The organism is Micromonospora sp. NPDC051296, from assembly GCF_040682255.1.
Taxonomy (GTDB): Bacteria; Actinomycetota; Actinomycetes; order Mycobacteriales; family Micromonosporaceae; genus Micromonospora; species Micromonospora craterilacus.
The window spans coordinates 38,405-55,242 of sequence record NZ_JBFBAO010000003.1; the positions used below are offsets into that span (position 1 = coordinate 38,405).

Consider the following 16,838-nt stretch of genomic DNA (forward strand, 5'->3'; position numbering starts at 1 on the left):
GGAACGTGCAGAGTGACCTGGTGACCGACCTGTTCACCATCGGGCAGCTGGCGCGCCGGACCGGGCTGTCCGTGCGGACCATCCGCTTCTGGTCCGACCTGGACCTGCTGCCCCCGACCACCCGCTCCGGCGGTGGCTACCGGCTCTACGACGCGGTCGCGGTGGCCCGGCTGGAGCTGCTGCGCAGCCTGCGTGATCTGGGGATCGGCCTGGACGACGTGCGTCGGATCCTGGAGCGGCAGACCAGCGTCCGGGAGGTGGCGCAGGCGCACGTCCGGGCGCTCGACGCGGAGATCCGGACGCTGCGGCTGCGCCGGGCGGTGCTGCGGTCGGTCACCCGACGTGGCAGTACGACCGAGGAGCTGAGACTGATGAACGACCTGGCCCGCCTCTCCGCGCAGGAGCGGCAGCAGATCATCGACGACTTCGTCGCCGAGGTCTTCGCCGGCCTCGACGGCGGTCCCGGCGCCGGCCTGGCCCAGGCGATGCGCACGATGCCCGCGGAGCTACCCGACGAGCCCAGCGACGCCGAGGTGGACGCCTGGCTGGAGCTCGCCGAACTGGTCGCCGACCCGGACTTCCGTCGCCGGGTACGCGAGATGGCGGAGGCCGGGTCGACGGAGGCCGCCACTCCACCACCGGAACCGCTGCTGAGGCTCGAGACGGCCCGGGACGCGCTGGCCGCCGGCGTCGCCCCCGACTCCGACCAGGCGCGGGCGGTGCTGGACGAGATGGTCGACCCGACGCTCTCCGCACCGGAGCGACGCCGGCTGGCCGAGGAGATGGCCACGTTCACCGACCGCCGGGTGGAGCGGTACTGGCAGCTCATCGGGGTGCTCAACCGTCGGCCACCATTCCCGCCCGCCGTGCCGGTGGTGGAGTGGCTGATCGCCGCGCTGCGCGCGAGCCGCTGAGGAGATTTGACCCCGGCCCGTCGAACCGCTTTGCTGACCGCACTTTGTGGATCATCGACGGGGAGTGGACATCGTGGGACGACGCGCGCTCGCACTCGCGGCACTGACCATCGGGCTGCTCGGCGGGTGCACCGACGGCGCGGACCGGGCCGGTGGCGGGGCCGAGGACGATGGCGGCGGCGCGACCGGCGCGCCGTGGCACGACGAGGTGACCGGGGCCCCGGCCGCCGGCACGGTCGGTGCCGGCGGCCCCTGCCCGCTGCCGGTTACGTTCGACCTGGCCGAGGGGTGGCAGGCTGCGGCGATCGAGGCTCCGGATCCCGGCGACGAGCTGGGCATCGAAGTGGCCGAGGCGCTGACCCGGCGCGGCGGATCGACCGTGCGCTGCGAGCTGGACGGCCGGGCGGTGACCCCGGGCTTCCTACGGGTGTGGACCGTCGACGGCACCGGCATCCCGGCCCGGCAGGCGCTGGAGGCGTTCGTCGACGCCGGGGAGGGGCTGACCGAGCCGCAGTACCGCGAGACCCGCCCCGGTGACCTCGACGTGGTCGAGGCGACCTGGCTGAGCCGGCGGATGCTGGCCGACGAGGACCTCCGGGAGTGGGCGCTGGCCGTCCAGGTGGGTGACCAGACGGTGCTGGTCGAGGCGAGCAGCACCAGCTTCGGCGAGCCGATCGATCTGCTGCCGGCGTACCGGCTGGCCCGCGACACCCTCGCCGGCCCGTCCTGACCCGCGGCGTCAGTCCGCGCAGGTGGTGGCGGGCAGCCCGGTCACCTTGACCGGGGAACGCCCCTGCGGGCGGGCCTTGCCGGCGAGCACGTCGGCGAGCGCGGCCATCGAGGCCCGGCTCGACGAGTAGGTGGCCAGCAGGCTCGGCGACGTCGCCCGGGCCAGCACGTACGGGGTGTCCATGGCGACCGTGACGGCCGCGTCGTCTCGCAGGTCGGCGGCGCCGTCGCCGTACCCGACCAGGTGGACCACGGTGCCGCCGCTGGGCACCACCTTCACCCCGGCCGCGGTCAGCGCCTCGGTCAACGCGGCCCGGGTGTGCGCCCGGCCGCCGGAGGAGGTGACCGTGACCGGGCCACGCACCCCGGTGCTGTCGCACCGGCCGCGCAGCACGGTGACCGCGGCGGCGGCCAGCGCACCTGCTGCCTTGCGGTGCGCCGGGGTGTTGAGCGTGGACAGCTCCGGCTGCTCCCCGCCGGCCAGGGTGAACTTCATGGTCAGTACGCGGGTGGCCGCCTCCACCAGCCGGGCCCGGGGCAGCGAGCCGTCCCGCAGCGCCGCCAGCAGCCCGTCGTACGCCTGGCCGACGTTCGGCGGCATGAGGATCAGGTCGTTGCCGGCCTTCAGCGCGCGCACCGCGGCCTCCCCCGGTGACCAGCGGCGGGCCGGCGGCATGTTCATCCCGTCGGTGATCACCACACCCTGGAAGCCGAGTTGCCCGCGCAGCACCTCGGTGAGCAGCTTGTACGAGAAGGTGGCGGCCACGCCCGGGTCGACCGACTGGACGTCGAGGTGGGCGGACATCACCGCCAGGGCCCCGGCCTCGATGCCGGCGGTGAACGGCGGCCACGCCTCGGTCTCCAGCTTCTTGCGCGGCTGGCCGAGCACGGGCAGATCCTTGTGGGAGTCGTCGGCGCTGTGGCCGTGCCCCGGGAAGTGCTTGACGGTGGCCGCCACGCCGACCGCCTGCAACCCCCGCACCGCGCCGCCGACCTGCTCCGCCGCCCGCTGCGGGTCCGCGCCGAACGACCGGGACCCGATCACCGTGCTGCGGGTGACCAGCACGTCGGCGACCGGCGCGAAGTCGAGGTTGATCCCCATCGCGGCGAGTTCGGCGCCGGCGGCCCGCCAGGCGGCCTCGGTCAACGCGGGGTCACCGGCGGCGCCGGCGGCGAGCGCGCTGGGCAGCATGGTCACCCCGTCGGTGATCCGGGTAACCACCCCGTACTCCTGGTCGGTGCCGATCAGGAAGGGCGCCGCCCCGGCGGGCAGCTTCCCGGCGGCCGTACGCAGCCCGGTGGTCAGCTCCCGGACCTGCTTCGGGTTGTCGACGTTGGTGGTCGCCTGGTTGCTCTGGGTGGGGTCGTCCGCGCTGAAGCCCACCAGGATCAACCCGCCGAGGCGGTACTTCTCGATCATCTCGGCCGGGGTGTCCACGCCGGCCAGGGCCTGGTTGCCGGCCGCCGAGCCGACCGAGACCTCGGTCGCCCGGTCGCCGTACGCGTACGGCATCAGCACCTGGCCGACCAGATCCTCGTCGGCGAGCTCGGCGATCAGCGCGGCGGCCCGGGTGGCGGGGTCGTCCGGCGGTGCGCTCGACGGCGGGGCCGGATCCGTGGCCGGGGCGGACGACGGGGGCGATCCCGGTCGCTGCCCGGGTCCGGAGCAACCGGAGCCGAGCAGTGCGATCACGGCGACAAGCGCGGCGGTGACGCGCCGAGGGGTAGGCGACACGCGGACCATCCCACCAGCTCACCGCGTATCGGGGCAACTCGACCTTGGCCGGACCGTTGCCCCGGATCGCTCAGCCGGCCCCGGCCGTCGCCCCGGGCCGCTCAGCCGACCCGGGTAAGCAGGGTCACCGGCGCGCCGTCCCCGGCGTAGCGGTACGGCTCCAGTTCGGCGTCCCACGCGCTGCCGAGCGCCTTGTCGAGGGCGTGCGCGAGGGCCTCCGGTCCCCGCACGGCGGCCATGATGCTGCGTAGTCGGTCCTCGCCGAGTTGGATGTCCCCGGCGGCGCCGACGGTGGCCCGGAACAGCCCTCGGCCCGGGACGTACATGAAGCGTTCGCCGTCGGCCCCCGGACTGGGCTCCTCGGTTACCTCGAAACGGATCATGGGCCACTGCCGGAGGGCAGCGGCCAGTTCGGCGCCCGTCCCCGGGCGGCCGGACCACCCGCACTCGGCCCGGCGGGAGCCGGGATCGACGGGTTGAGCCGTCCACTGGAGATTGACCGGCGCGGCGAGGACGCGCGCGATCGCCCACTCGACGTGCGAGCACACGGCGAGCGGGGTCGAGTGGACGTATACGACGCCACGCGTTGGCACGGTGACCTCCCGGAGAGCGAGGTGCGTCTTCCCCTACGACCTCACCCGGGCCGGGTGCGTTGCTTGGAACACATGATGACTGGTGTGACGGATGGTGCGCCAGGGAATCGCCGAATCCGCCGGCCGGAATACCCGGACAGGTGACTGCCGTTCCACCTCGTGACGCCGCGATGACCAGCCAGGATCGTGGGTCGTGTACAGTTCCATCGGCGGCCTGTGCCGCGTACGTCTTTCGCGGGGTCACCCCTCCGGTGTCACCCGCACAGCCCCCGGACATTCCGTCCTCCGTACGTCTTGCAAGGAGTACCTCCGTGGCGAGCAACACCTCTAAGACCGCGCGCGCGTCAGTCCGGGCCGGCCAGGCTGGCCAGGGTGGCGCACTCAGCGTGCTGGGCGAGTTCAAGTACCTCATCCCGCTCAACGGCGGCAAGCACGCCTACGTGCGGAACCTGACCAACGGCAAGACCGCGCACCTGCGCACGGACTCCGAGGCCTTCATCGAGGAGATCCGGACGCTGGCCACCGCCGGTCACGCCACCAAGATCCGGGCGGAGATCAACAGCCTCAACGCCATCCACCCGGGCGACGGCTGGGACGCCACCGAGAAGCGCCTCGTCGAGGCCGGCGTCTTCGAGGGCTGAGCCCTCCCCCACCAAGCACAAGCCTGAACGCCCGTCGGCTCCGCCGACGGGCGTTCACGCGTCTCCCCCCACTCCCACTCCGGTTACGGGGGGTCGAGGAGGGCGACCTCGCCGGTGGAGAGGTCGTAGAGGGCGCCGGCCACGGCGACCCGGCCGGCGGCCAGGGGCTCGGCGAGGAGCGGGTCGGCGCGCAGGGCGGCCACCGTACGGTGGACGTGTCGGCGGACCGCCAGCGGCTGTACCTGCGGGTCGTCGACCCCCACCTCGGTCACCGCGGGCGCGATCCGGTCGACCAGGTGGGCCAGGGCGCCGTCCGGCCGCCGGCCGGTGCGCAGCGCGCCGACCGTCGCGTCCACCGCGCCGCAGCGCTCGTGCCCCAGCACCATCACCAGCGGTACGCCGAGTACGTCGACCACGTACTCGATCGAGCCGAGCACCGCCCGGTCCAGCACGTGGCCTCCGGTCCGGATGACGCAGATCGAGCCGAAGGTCTGGTCGAAGATCGCCTCCAGCGGCACCCGCGAGTCGATGCAGCCCAGCAGCACGGCGTACGGCTGCTGGTCGCCGGAGGCGCTCGCCGCCGCCGCGGTCACGTCGTGCCCGTGCACCGGCTGACCGCTGACGAACCGCCGGTTGCCGGCGAGCAGTTCGGCCAGGGCCACCCGGGGCGTACCCCCGCGCGCCCGGTCACCCGGCGCGGAGCCCGGGGGCGCCGCCCGCGACACTGCCATGTCACCCAGCTTGACCGGATCGTCGCGGACAAGGAACCGGGTTCCGAAATCTTCTCACCACCCCGGTTCGCGTGGTGTCATGGCGGGTACCGGTGTTACCAACGGGTATCCCGGGCGTTACGGATCCGCACGGCCCTGGGGAGGTGGCGTGCCAGAGCCCGTCGAGGTACGACTGCCCGACGACATACGCCTGCACGTGGAGGCCACCGGGCCGGCGGACGCCGAGGTCACCGCGGTGCTGCTGCACGGCTGGACGCTGGACGGGCGCAGCTGGCACCGGCAGCTGGCCGCCCTGCGTACGGCGTTCGGGTCGGTCCGGGTGGTCACCTACGACGCGCGCGGGCACGGCCGCTCCAGCTGCATGGCGCTGCCCACGGCCACCCTGGCCCAGCTCGGTGACGACCTGGCGGCGGTGCTGGACGCGGTCGTCCCGGCCGGCCGGGTGGTGCTGGTCGGCCACTCGATGGGCGGCATGACGATCATGGAGTACGCACACCGCCACCCCGGGCACTTCGCGCGGCGGGTGGCCGGGCTGGTCTTCGTCTCCACCACCGCCGAAGGGCACACCCACACCGTCTACGGCCTGTCGCCGCGGGTCGCCCGGGTGATCCGGCTGGCCGAGACCACCGGGGCCGGGATCATGGCCCGCTGCGGCTCGTGGCGGCCGCCCCAGGCCCTGCTGCGCGCGCTGCGGCCCAGCATCCGCTGGATGCTCTTCGGCGACCGCTGCGACCCGGCCGACATCCGCCTGGTCACGTCGGCGGTGGCCCGTGCCTCGCTGCGCTCGATCGGCGGCTTCCGGGTGTCGATCGGCGTCCAGCACCGGCTGGCGACGCTCGCCGCGCTTGCCCACCTGCCGGCGGCGGCCCTGGTCGGCGACCGGGATCGACTCACCCCGCCACCGTGCGCGGAGTCGATCGCCGCCGCGCTGCCGGCCACCGAGCTGACCGTCTGTCCCGGTGCCGGCCACATGCTGATGATGGAGCGCCCCGACGAGGTCAACGCCGCCCTGTCCGCCGTGCTGCGCCGGGTCCTCGACGCCACCCCCGCCCGCACCGCCGCCCGGCGGGCGCGCCGTTAAGAAGGGGCCCCTGCTCTACCGCAGGCGTTAACAAGGTGCCCTTCCTTGCATCTTCGACGCGGGGCGTAATCTCGTGCGGTTGGCCGGGCGGCGTCACGAGGAGAAGCGAGCGGTGGATCAGAGCACCCTGGATCAGGAGATCGCCGCCGAGCAACGGCATCTCGACCGGGTGTACGCACGCCTCGCCGAGCTGCGCCGATCCGCGGTGCGCGCGGAACGGGACGGCTACCGGCTGGCCCGGGTCGGCAACTTCGGCGCGCTGGTCGAGCGCGACGCGATGGTCTTCCACGCCGCGCAGCGACGTCACCTGCTCGACGCCGAGTACGAGGGGCTGGTCTTCGGCCGGCTCGACCTGCACGACGGGCAGGTGCTGTACGTCGGGCGGCTCGGCATCCGCGACGAGGACGCCACCACTCTGGTGGTGGACTGGCGGGCCCCGGCCGCCGCCGCGTTCTACCGGGCCACCCCCGCCGAGCCGCTCGGCGTGGTGCGGCGCCGGACGATCCAGTCCAGCGGGGAGCGGGTCACCCGGATCGAGGACGACCTGCTCGACCCGGACGCCGCGCCGCCGGACATGCCGGTGGTGGGCGACGGGGCGCTGCTGGCCACCCTGTCCCGGGCCACCGGGCGGGGCATGCGCGACATCGTGTCGACCATCCAGCGCGAACAGGACGACGCGATCCGCTCCCCCGGTTCCGGTGTCACGATCGTCTCCGGCGGTCCGGGCACCGGCAAGACGGCGGTCGCCCTGCACCGCGCCGCGTACCTGCTCTACGCCGATCGCAGCCGGTACGCGGGCGGCGGCATCCTGGTGGTCGGTCCGTCCTCGGTCTTCGTCGAGTACATCGCCTCGGTGCTGCCGTCGCTGGGTGAGAACACCGCCACCCTGCACTCGCTGGGCACCCTCTTTCCCGGGCTGGTGGCCCGCCGCACCGACCCGCCCGAGGTGGCGGCGGTCAAGGGTTCGCTGCGGATGCGCCGGGTGCTGGAGCGGGCGGCCCGGGACGCGGTGCCCGACTCCCCGGCCGAGCTGCGCCTGCTCTACCGGGGGCAGTTGCTGCGGCTGGAACGGGCCGAACTGGACGCGATCCGGGACCGGGCGCTGCCCCGGGGCGCCCGGCGCAACGAGGTACGCCGGGCCGGCTTCGACGGGGTGCTCGCCGCACTCTGGTCGCAGGCCCGCCGGCTGGGCATCTCCGGGCTGCCCGAGCAGCGTGCCTTCGAGGACGAGCTGATCGACCGCACGGACTTCCGGGACTTCCTCAAGGTCTGGTGGCCCCGGTTGCATCCCCGACACGTGCTCGGCTGGCTGGCCGGTCCCGAGCGGCTGCGCCGGTACGCCGCCGGCATCCTCTCCAACGCCGAGATCCGGCTGCTGGGGCAGGCGTACCGGGGGTTGGCCGACGAGGGGCCGAGCGTCGCCGACGTCGCGCTGCTCGACGAGCTGGACGCGCTGCTCGGCAAGCCGATGCGACCCGCCCGCCGGAAGCGGGACCCGTTCCAGCTGGCCGGCGGGGTCCGCGAGCTGAGCACCTTCGCCGACCGGCAGCGGGCCGCCCGGCAGGCGGCCCGCGAGCGCCCCGAGGACTACCGGGACTACGCCCACGTGGTGGTCGACGAGTCGCAGGACGTCTCGCCGATGCAGTGGCGGATGATCGGCCGGCGCGGGCGGCTGGCGTCCTGGACGGTGGTGGGTGATCCGGCGCAGACCGCGTGGACGGGCGATCCGCAGGAGCTGTCCCGGGCCCGGGACCAGGCACTGGGCCAGCGCCGCCGGCACCGCTTCACGCTCACCACCAACTACCGCAACTCGGCCGAGATCTTCGCGGTGGCGGCGGCCGAGATCCGTCGGGCGTACCCGGATCTCGCACTGCCCACCGCGGTCCGGTCCACCGGGGTCGACCCGGTCCAACTGGCGGTGCCCGCGGCGGAGTTGGAGACCAGCCTGGTGACGGCCGCGAGCGCCCTGCTCGGCGAGGTCGAGGGCACGGTCGGCGTGATCACCCCGGTGCCGCGCCGGGACGAGGTCGCGGCCTGGCTCGGCGGGCTCGGCGGGGAGCGACTCCAGGTGGTGACCAGCCTGGAGGCCAAGGGCATGGAGTACGACGGGGTGGTGCTGGTCGCCCCGGGGGAGATCCGTGCGGAGCCCGGTGCCGGCGTACGGACTCTCTATGTCGCGCTGTCCCGGGCCACCCAGCGGCTGACCACGGTCGACCCGACCGGCTGACCCGGCGCGGCGGGCCGACCCGGCTTGAGCGGGTGGACCGACGATTGCATACATAGCGATGTTGGCATAGATCCGGCCCCGGTCCGGTGGACGACGGAAAGTGTCTGCGTGGGCGCGGGTCATGACCACCACCACGCCGCGGTGTCGAACGCCGCGCACCGCCACTCCGGCCGGTTGTTGGCGGCGTTCGCCCTGCTCAGCGTCCTGATGCTGATCGAGGCGGGTACCGCCCTGCGGACCGGCTCGCTGGCCCTGCTCTCGGACGCCGGGCACATGTTCACCGACGTGCTCGGCATCGGGATGGCCCTGGCCGCCGTCGCCGCCACCCGCCGGGCCGGCACCGACCCGCAGCGCACCTTCGGGCTCTACCGCCTGGAGGTGCTCGCCGCGCTGGCCAACGCCGTGCTGCTCTCCGGCGTCGCGGTCTACGTGCTGGTCGAGGCGGTACGCCGGTTCGGCAACCCGCCCGAGGTGCTCGCCGGGCCGGTGCTGGTGGTGGCGGTACTCGGCCTGCTCGCCAACCTGGCGGCGTTCACGCTGCTGCGGTCCGGGGCACGGGAGAGCATCAACCTGCGCGGGGCGTACCTGGAGGTGCTGGCGGACCTGCTCGGCTCACTGGGCGTGATCGGGGCGGCGCTGCTGATCGCGGTGACCGAGTGGTGGTGGGCGGATCCGCTGGTCGCGGTCGCGATCGGCACGTTCATCCTGCCGCGCACCTGGCGCCTCGGCCGGGCCGCGGTACGGATCCTGGTGCAGGCCGCCCCGGAGCACCTCCAGGTCACCGCGGTGCACGACCGGCTGGCCGCGGTGCCCGGCGTGGCCGGCGTCCACGACCTGCACGTCTGGACGCTCACCTCCGGCATGGAGGTGGCCTCGGCCCACCTGGCCATGGCACCCGGCGCCGAGGTGGGCGCGGTGTTGGCGGCGGCCCAGGCGGCGCTGAACGAGGACTTCCACATCGAACACGCCACGTTGCAGATCGAGCCGGGAGCGAACCCTGAGGCCTGCGGGGCGGTCGAGTGGTAGTGAAACAAATACCAGGAGTCACATCGGCTGCACCGTCCCCACCAGCACCGGTAGGCTCTGACCCGGCCCCCGCCAGGCGGCACCCACCGGTGCCGGCGGCGGCCGCCGCCTAATCGCCCGCCAGGGCGAACCGGGGAACCATGTTCCTGGGGTGCATCCGCGTCCGCGGTAGGGATCTTCCGTCCCGAACCCGTCAGCTAACCCGGTCGGCGGCTGACGGAAGGACATGTGCATGCCAGCAGTGGCAACCGTGAGACCGGCCGCCCGGATGGCGGCCCTGATCGCCGCGGCGCTCGCCGTCGCCCTGGGCGTCGCGCTCGCCCCGTTCACACCCGCCGCAGCCGCGCCGCAGGGGCTGCGCGCGGCGCCTCCCGACGATGTGGGCGACGAGGGCGGCACCCCGGCGCTGCGCGCCCAGTTGGAGGCGGCCAGCAAGGGCTACCTCGACGCCAAGGCCGCGCTCGATCGCTCGGTCAAGCGCCAGCGCCAGCTGGCCGACCAGCTCAAGGCGACCGAGAGCCAACTCACCGAGCGCAGCACCAAGGTCGCCCAGATCGCCGCGCAGGCGTATCGCAGCGGGCGGCTCGGCGCCGCGTCGGCGCTGCTCAACAGCGGTTCCCCGGCGGGCTTCATGGACCGGGCGGCGGCTTTGGACGCGGTGGCCGCCAACGAGGAGCGGGCGCTGCGCGACCTCCAGGCCACCCGGGACGAGATCAGCCGAACGAAGCAGGCGCTCGACGGCGAGATTCAGGAGCAGCGCAAGCAGGTGGCCGTGATGGCCAAGCGCAAGGAGCAGGCCGAGCGGGCGTTGACCGTGGCCAACGAGCGGGCCGAGGCGGCCGAGCGGGCTCAGGCGGCGGAGCGGGCCAACCGCGCTCCGGCGCGTACCGGCGGAAGCCCCACGGCCAAGCCCGCGCCCCGCAACTCGGACGGCTCGTGGCCGGCGGAGTCGTGCAGCGTCAACGACCCCACCCCGGCCAACGGCTGCATCACCCCGCGTACGCTGCACGCGCTGAACCAGGCCAAGGCGGCCGGCTTCACCCGGTACGTCTCCTGCTACCGGTCCGGCGGCTCGGGTGAGCACCCGAAGGGTCGGGCCTGTGACTTCGCGGCCCAGAAGGGCGGCTTCGGCGGGGTCGCCACGGGCGGCGACCGGACGTACGGCAACAACCTGGCGACGTACTTCGTGAACAACTCCGACCGGCTCGCCGTGCTCTACGTGATCTGGTACAAGCAGATCTGGCTGCCCAGCAGCGGGTGGCGGGCGTACAGCGGCGGGCGCGGCGACCCGTCCAGCGACCACACCAACCACGTCCACCTGTCGGTGTACTGATCCACGTCGACGCCGGGTGGGCCGCCGTAGCGGGCGGTCCGCCCGGCGCCGTTCGTCTGCCCTACCCGCGACGCGCGGACCCGTCCGCCCGGTGCCACGCGCCGTGGCACCGGGCGCCGTGGTGCCGGGACGGTGGCGGTCAGGCGCCGGGAAGCACTTCGGGGGTCGCGGCGGCACCGGCGTAATAGGGCTCGGGCGCGCCGAAGAGGCCGAGCAGGCCGGTCACCCAGAGCTGCCGGTGGACGAACCGGCTCGGCTCCGTGACGACCAGTTTCACACCGCTGACCTCGGCGGTCTGGAAGCCGGCGACCATCGCGCTGATGCCCACCGAGTCGATGAAGGTGACCAGCCGCATGTTGAGCTCGATCCGGGCCGGACGCCCCTTGGCCAGCACTTCGGCAATGGCCTCTTTCACCTCGTACGCGGTGTCGACGTCGATCTCGCCCCGCGGGGCGATCTCGATGACACCACCGGGCCGAACCGTCTGCAGGATCGACAGGCTCACGCGAGCACCTCCACTCGCCCGTCTGACGGGCGCCTCATCAGTACGCGGGCCGCGACCGAGAGTATTCCTCCGACGGCCTCGGTCGCCACCCCTCGGGATGAGCAATTCGCGGACAGGGGCACGTCAAGTCCCCCATATCCGGACTTTTCAGGTTCTACCACTCGACGTTAGCTCATCGCCCTTGCCGACGAACCAGGGTAGCGGGCCAGCGCCAGCCCGTCCGATATCCGGCACCTCGGCGTGCCTGCCGGAAACCGCCCCCGACCTGCACTCGGCCGGCCAGGGGTGGCCAGGTGTGCAAAGCATCACGGCGACCGGCAACCACGAGAGGACTCTGCCGGGTTTGCGGCGGCATCCGGCGGGGCACAGCCTCCGATGGCGAACCGCCGCACGCCGGGCAAACCGCCGAGGTCTGATGTGGGCACCGGCCTCGGCACCGTCGAGGAGGGAAGCACCATGATCGGAACCAACCTGCTGGAGCGCCGCAGCAAGCCGGAGCGGATCGCGGACCAGGCGTGGCAGCACCTCGTCTCGGCGGTCAACACCGCGGGGGACAGCATCCGCGACACCGCCCGTTCGGCCCGCCACACCTCTGCCGGCCTCGCCGACGGGGCCGGGGATCTGGTGGGCTCGGCCGCCGATGAGGCCCGCCACCGGGCCACCCGGGCCTTCGACGCGCTCGCCGGGCGCCGCCCCGCGTTGCCCTGGACGTTGCTGGTCGGCGCGGCCCTCGTCGGTGCCGCGATCGGCTGGGCCGCCGGCACCGCCGCGCGGGCCGCCGGCAGTCACGACCGGGCCGTCGAGGACATCGACTTCGTCGACGTGGAACGCCCCGACTCTCCCGCCGAGACCGACCGCTGACGCGGTACCGAGCGACGGGCCCCGCCCGACCGTACCGGTCGGACGGGGCCCGCTGTGCTGGCCGCGGTGTGGACGGTCAGCGGGTGGTGCAGGTGATGGTGGTGGGTGGACTGTTGGCACCGGTGGTGCTGGCGAGGAAGCCGGCGGTGCCGGTGGCACCGGGGGCGAGAGTGCCGTTGTAACCCGCGTCCCGGACCGAGACGGTCGCACCGGTCTGGGTGTGGGTGCCGCCCCAGATCTGCGTGATCTGCTGGCCGCTCGGGAACGTCCAGCCGACCGTCCAACCGCTGATCGGCGCGGTGCCCGAGTTGCGCACCACCACGTCGCCCTGGAAACCGCCGGGCCAGGAGTTGACCACCTGGTACGTGGCCGTGCACCCGCCGGTGGGCGACGGCGGCGGGCTGGTCGGGGGCGGGCTGGTGGGCGTCGGGGACGGGGAGGTGGGTGACGGGGTCGGGCTGGTGGGGCTCGGTGAGGGACTGGTCGGCGTCGGCGTCGGGGTGCCGCCGACGCGGTCGGCGACCAGGATGCCCCGGCCGTTGGTGCCCAGATACACCCGGCCGTAGACGCGGGGGTCGCCGGTGAGCGCGTCACCCGCGTTGCCGTACTGGTGCTGGTCGTCGTTGATGCGTACCCAGTTCGCGCCGACGTCGTCCGACCGGTACACCCCGGGCTGGCCGCCGACCGTGCCGAACAGGTACAGCGCCGGGTACGTCTGCCCGGGGGCGGCCCGGCCGAAGCCGATGTTGCCCGCGGTGCTGACGTTGGTCGACCTGGTGAAGCTGGCTCCGGAGTCGGTGGAGCGCCACAGCCCGCCCTGGCCGGCCAGCCAGACTTCGCCCTCCTTGCCGGGGAGAGCCTTGAACCGGACGTTGCCGGTGGCCGGCAGCCCGGTCGCGGCGGACGCGGTGAAGCTGGCCCCGCCGTTCGTGCTCAGGTAGAACCGGCCGCCGCTGAAGCCGTAGAACTTGTTCGGGTTGACCCGGTCGGATTCGACGATCGCGTTGGCCGGGATGCCGGTCGAGGCGGTCCACGAGTTGCCGAAGCCGACCGAGTGGACGACCTGCTGGCCGGCGTCGCCCGGCGCCCAGACGAAGCGGCTGCCGTTGGCCGCCGCGGCGACCGTGCCGCCGTTGTTGATCCCGCCGGGTTCGGTGCCCTGGAACCAGTTCGCCCCGCCGTCGGTGGAGAACGCGACGTGGCTGTCGTTCGGCCGGTCGGCGTCGGTGAAATTGCCGGCCCGGACCATCACCGACGGGTTGGCCTCGGCGTAGTCGAGGCTGGTGGTGCTGGTGAAGACCGGCTGGGTGAACATCATCGACGGTACGGCGTCGAGGTTGGTGTGCCGGAATCCGCCGATGTCACCGAGCGCGCTGACCAGCGGCGCGCCGGACGGCGGGCTGATCAGGTCGAGCACCGCGGTCTCCTCCAGCCCCTTGACCATCGGCCGGATGGTGACCGTACCGCCGGTGTCCCATCGGGTCAGGTCGGTGCTGCCGTAGATGGTCGCGCCGGTGCCGTACAGGAAGCGGTTGGAGTCGTGTGGGTCGATCTCGACCGACTCGTTCATCCAGCCCAGCTTCGGCGTCTCCTCGGGCGGCTGGGGGTTGGCGCCGAAGGTCAGCCAGGGCACCGAGCTGATGTCCATCGTGTACTTCTTGGTGCGTCCGGGGTAGCTGCCCCAGTCCCAGATCCGGCTCCACGTCGCCCCGCCGTCGGTGCTGCGCCAGAAGATGGCGTCCGGCCACCAGGAGATCTGGGTGGCCACCATCAGGGTGTTCGGCCGCTGCCGGTCGATGGTCAGGCCGCTGTAGCCGAAGTAGGCGTCGCCGCTGCTGGACGGTACCGGGCTGATCTGCGTCCAGGTGCCGGTGGCCCGGGTGAACTTCCAGACGTCGCCCTTGCCGCCGTCGTACGGGCCGCCGGTGTCGCTGGTGGCGAGGTAGAGGTGACCACCGACGTGGTCCACCACGCCCTTGTGGGCGAGGTAACCGGTCGGCTGCCCGGGGATCCGCTCCCAACTGCTGCCGCCGTTGGTGCTGCGGGTAGACCGGATTGGCCTTGTCAGCCACGCCAACGTAGATGGTCTGCGTGAGGTTGCCCGGCGTACCGGTGGACTTGTCGAAGCTGACCCAGGTCAGGCCCTGGTTCTGGCTCTGGTAGCCGCTGCTGTCGTTCGGATCCGCGCGGTAGTTGCCGACGTTGGGGAAGTTGGCCACCTTCGCCCAGGTGGCGCCGTAGTCGGTGCTGCGCCACAGGCCGTTGCCGCCCTCGGCGCCGTAGTAGACGACGCTGTTGCGGTTCGGGTCGACGGCCAGCCGCTCCCCCATGCCCCGGCCGGGCATGTTGCCGCCGTTCTTGAACGGCAGTTCGAACGCCTGCCAGGTATTGCCCTTGTCGGTGGAGCGCAGGATGGCCCCGTTGTTCGGGTCCCAGCTGTTGGTGTACATGCCGACGGCCGCGTACACCCGGTTGGTCTGCACCGGGTCGGTGGCGAGGCTGACCACGCCGTTCCACCCCCACCGGTTCTCGCCGACCCAGTCCAGCAGCGGGATCCAGGACTGGCTCGACTGGTCCCACCGGTACGCGCCGCCGATGTCCGTCCGGGCGTAGATCAGATTTCTCTCGGTGGGGTTGAAGATGATGCCCGGGACGAAGCCACCGCCGTCGATCCGGACGTTCTTCCAGGTGTACGCCTCGGCGGCGACCAGCGCGGTCGGCGCCGAGGAGGCCGTGAGCGGCACCGCCACCACGGCCGCGGCGGCGACCAGCGCGGACACCACCGCGCCGACGAAACTTCTCCGCATCTGCGGTTCCTCTCGGGGGACACGCCCGTGCCCCACGCGGGGCGGGCGACGTACGCGGAACACCCGTCGGAGCTGCCCTGACTCCGGCTACCGGCGCGACGGCTCCCGCACCCGAGGAATGCGCTCACCCTAGCCCTTCCGAAAGTGGATTGGAAGCGCTCCCATCGCCTCGTCCGGTCCGGGTGAGGCCGGATCACCCGATCGGTCACCAGGCTCGTTCCACGGCGGGCCGCCCTCCCGGTCCGCACCGCCTCCGAGAGAGGAGCGACCGATGGCCAACATCTCGACGATCAACCGCACCGACCAGGACATCCAGAGCGCGGTGCTCGACGAACTCGACTGGGAACCCCGGGTGCAACCGCACGAGATCGGGGTGACCGTCTCCGAGGGCGTGGTGTCCCTGACCGGGCGGGTGGACAGCTACGCCAAGAAGTGGGCGGCGGAGCGAGCCACCCACCGGGTCGGCCAGGTCCGGGCGGTCGCCAACGACATCGCCGTACGACTGGTCACCGGCGCCGAGCGCACCGACCCGGAGATCGCCACGGCCGTCGAACACGCCCTCCAGTGGCACGCGTTCGTGCCGGTCGAGGAACTCGACGTGACCGTCTCGCAGGGCTGGGTCACCCTGCACGGCGAGGTCGAGTGGGAGTACCAGCGCCGCGCCGCCGAGCAGGCGGTCGGCGGGCTGACCGGCGTACGCGGGGTCAGCAGCGGGATCACCGTCCGGCCGGCGGTCCGCCCGGACGGCGGGGCACTGGCCCAGCGGATCGTCGACGCGCTGGCCCGCAACCGGGCCACCGCCGCGGAGCAGGTCACGGTGCGCGTACACGGTGACACGGTGTTGCTGGGCGGACTGGTGCACTCGATGCCCGAACGGGCCGAGGTGGAGCGGGTCGTCTGGTCCGCGCCGGGCATCCGCGAGGTACAGAACCACATCGCGGTGGCCCCGGTGCTGCGCTGACCACCCGGGCCGGGTGAGCCGCCCTCACCCGGCCGGGTACGAGGCTGGCACTCATGACCGATCGGCTGACCACGCCACTGCAGGTCACTGCGCGGCTCCGCACTCCCGTCACCGAACGCGACCACGTCCGGGGCCCGGCGGACGCGCCGGTGACGATCGTCGAGTACGGCGACTTCCAGTGCCCCTTCTGCGGGCTCGCGCACGCCAACCTTCGGGAGGTGCTGCGCCAACGGGCCGACACGGTCCGCCTGGTCTACCGCCACTTCCCGATCGCCAACCTCCACCCGTACGCCGAACGCGCCGCCGAGGCGGCGGAGGCCGCCGGGCGGCGGGGCCGGTACTGGGAGATGCACGACTGGCTCTTCGAGCACCAGGACCAGCTGGACCCGGTGCACCTGACGCTCGGCGTCGAGCAGCTCGGCCTGCCCGTCGAGGAGGTGGACGCGGAGATCGGGCGGCACGGCAACGCCGACCGGATCCGACACGACTTCGTCGGCGGTATCCGCAGCGGGGTGAACGCCACCCCCACCCTCTTCGTCAACGACACCCGCCACGACGGCGACTTCGACCTGGCCACCCTCCTCACCACCGTCGACACCGCCGCCACCCCCTAACCCACCCACCCCCGCCGGGTTGATCAAGGGGTCTGCGTCACGACACGCCGGCGATCGTGACGCAAACTCCTTGATCAACC

The 16,838-nt window shown here is 73.0% G+C and carries 16 protein-coding genes and 1 riboswitch; of the genes, 11 read left to right on the forward strand and 5 right to left on the reverse strand.

From position 1 onward, the window contains the following. Positions 1–20 precede the first annotated feature (20 nt). Both AB0M52_RS00745 and AB0M52_RS00750 read left to right on the forward strand, forming a co-directional pair. Entirely contained in the window at positions 21–914 is an 894-nt protein-coding gene (locus AB0M52_RS00745; RefSeq protein ID WP_363946932.1) for a MerR family transcriptional regulator, read from the forward strand. 73 nt (positions 915–987) lie between these two features. Beyond that, positions 988–1,644, forward strand: a complete 657-nt coding sequence (locus AB0M52_RS00750) for a lipoprotein (protein ID WP_363946935.1) — start codon at positions 988–990, stop codon at positions 1,642–1,644. Positions 1,645–1,653: 9 nt separating this feature from the next. On the opposite strand, the gene AB0M52_RS00755 is transcribed toward AB0M52_RS00750, so the two are convergent. Both AB0M52_RS00755 and AB0M52_RS00760 read right to left on the reverse strand, forming a co-directional pair. After that, a complete protein-coding gene (locus tag AB0M52_RS00755; protein WP_363946938.1) occupies positions 1,654–3,387 on the reverse strand; it encodes a glycoside hydrolase family 3 N-terminal domain-containing protein in 1,734 nt (577 codons plus the stop codon). A 92-nt stretch (positions 3,388–3,479) separates the two neighbouring features. Continuing rightward, positions 3,480–3,971: a DUF3145 domain-containing protein gene (locus AB0M52_RS00760; protein ID WP_363946941.1), complete on the reverse strand. Its 492-nt coding sequence runs from the start codon at positions 3,969–3,971 to the stop codon at positions 3,480–3,482. Between the two features lie 311 nt (positions 3,972–4,282). Between AB0M52_RS00760 and AB0M52_RS00765 the strand changes: the two genes are divergently transcribed. After that, positions 4,283–4,612, forward strand: coding sequence for a hypothetical protein (locus tag AB0M52_RS00765; RefSeq protein ID WP_363946944.1), 330 nt, complete (start codon positions 4,283–4,285; stop codon positions 4,610–4,612). Positions 4,613–4,695: 83 nt separating this feature from the next. On the opposite strand, the gene AB0M52_RS00770 is transcribed toward AB0M52_RS00765, so the two are convergent. Beyond that, a complete protein-coding gene (locus AB0M52_RS00770) occupies positions 4,696–5,343 on the reverse strand; it encodes a carbonic anhydrase (protein ID WP_363946946.1) in 648 nt (215 codons plus the stop codon). Between the two features lie 148 nt (positions 5,344–5,491). Between AB0M52_RS00770 and AB0M52_RS00775 the strand changes: the two genes are divergently transcribed. The 4 genes from AB0M52_RS00775 (at position 5,492) to AB0M52_RS00790 (ending at position 11,010) form a co-directional block, all read left to right on the forward strand. Then, a complete protein-coding gene (locus AB0M52_RS00775; RefSeq protein WP_363946949.1) occupies positions 5,492–6,424 on the forward strand; it encodes an alpha/beta hydrolase in 933 nt (310 codons plus the stop codon). Positions 6,425–6,536: 112 nt separating this feature from the next. Further along, positions 6,537–8,651, forward strand: coding sequence for an AAA family ATPase (locus AB0M52_RS00780; RefSeq protein WP_363946951.1), 2,115 nt, complete (start codon positions 6,537–6,539; stop codon positions 8,649–8,651). A gap of 108 nt (positions 8,652–8,759) precedes the next feature. After that, complete coding sequence (locus AB0M52_RS00785; protein ID WP_363946953.1) at positions 8,760–9,677, forward strand: cation diffusion facilitator family transporter; 918 nt, start codon at positions 8,760–8,762, stop codon at positions 9,675–9,677. Between the two features lie 96 nt (positions 9,678–9,773). Further along, positions 9,774–9,905, forward strand: a riboswitch (cyclic di-AMP (ydaO/yuaA leader). Between the two features lie 4 nt (positions 9,906–9,909). Next, on the forward strand, positions 9,910–11,010 hold the full coding sequence (locus AB0M52_RS00790) for a hypothetical protein (protein WP_363946956.1): 1,101 nt from the start codon (positions 9,910–9,912) through the stop codon (positions 11,008–11,010). 139 nt (positions 11,011–11,149) lie between these two features. Here AB0M52_RS00790 and AB0M52_RS00795 read toward each other — a convergent pair whose 3' ends face one another. Further along, the gene (locus AB0M52_RS00795; RefSeq protein ID WP_111218982.1) at positions 11,150–11,515 is read right to left on the reverse strand and encodes an STAS domain-containing protein; all 366 of its coding nucleotides are present in this window, start codon (positions 11,513–11,515) and stop codon (positions 11,150–11,152) included. Positions 11,516–11,971: 456 nt separating this feature from the next. Here AB0M52_RS00795 and AB0M52_RS00800 point away from each other — a divergent pair, with 456 nt between their 5' ends. Then, a complete protein-coding gene (locus tag AB0M52_RS00800) occupies positions 11,972–12,376 on the forward strand; it encodes a hypothetical protein (RefSeq protein ID WP_363946959.1) in 405 nt (134 codons plus the stop codon). 76 nt (positions 12,377–12,452) lie between these two features. On the opposite strand, the gene AB0M52_RS00805 is transcribed toward AB0M52_RS00800, so the two are convergent. After that, the gene (locus AB0M52_RS00805) at positions 12,453–14,453 is read right to left on the reverse strand and encodes a cellulose-binding domain-containing protein (protein WP_363946962.1); all 2,001 of its coding nucleotides are present in this window, start codon (positions 14,451–14,453) and stop codon (positions 12,453–12,455) included. 335 nt (positions 14,454–14,788) lie between these two features. Here AB0M52_RS00805 and AB0M52_RS00810 point away from each other — a divergent pair, with 335 nt between their 5' ends. From AB0M52_RS00810 to AB0M52_RS00820, 3 genes are all read left to right on the forward strand, one after another. Then, complete coding sequence (locus tag AB0M52_RS00810) at positions 14,789–14,989, forward strand: hypothetical protein (protein WP_363946964.1); 201 nt, start codon at positions 14,789–14,791, stop codon at positions 14,987–14,989. 465 nt (positions 14,990–15,454) lie between these two features. Then, on the forward strand, positions 15,455–16,144 hold the full coding sequence (locus AB0M52_RS00815) for a BON domain-containing protein (RefSeq protein WP_363946966.1): 690 nt from the start codon (positions 15,455–15,457) through the stop codon (positions 16,142–16,144). 65 nt (positions 16,145–16,209) lie between these two features. Continuing rightward, positions 16,210–16,758: a DsbA family protein gene (locus tag AB0M52_RS00820; RefSeq protein WP_363946977.1), complete on the forward strand. Its 549-nt coding sequence runs from the start codon at positions 16,210–16,212 to the stop codon at positions 16,756–16,758. Positions 16,759–16,838 lie beyond the last annotated feature (80 nt).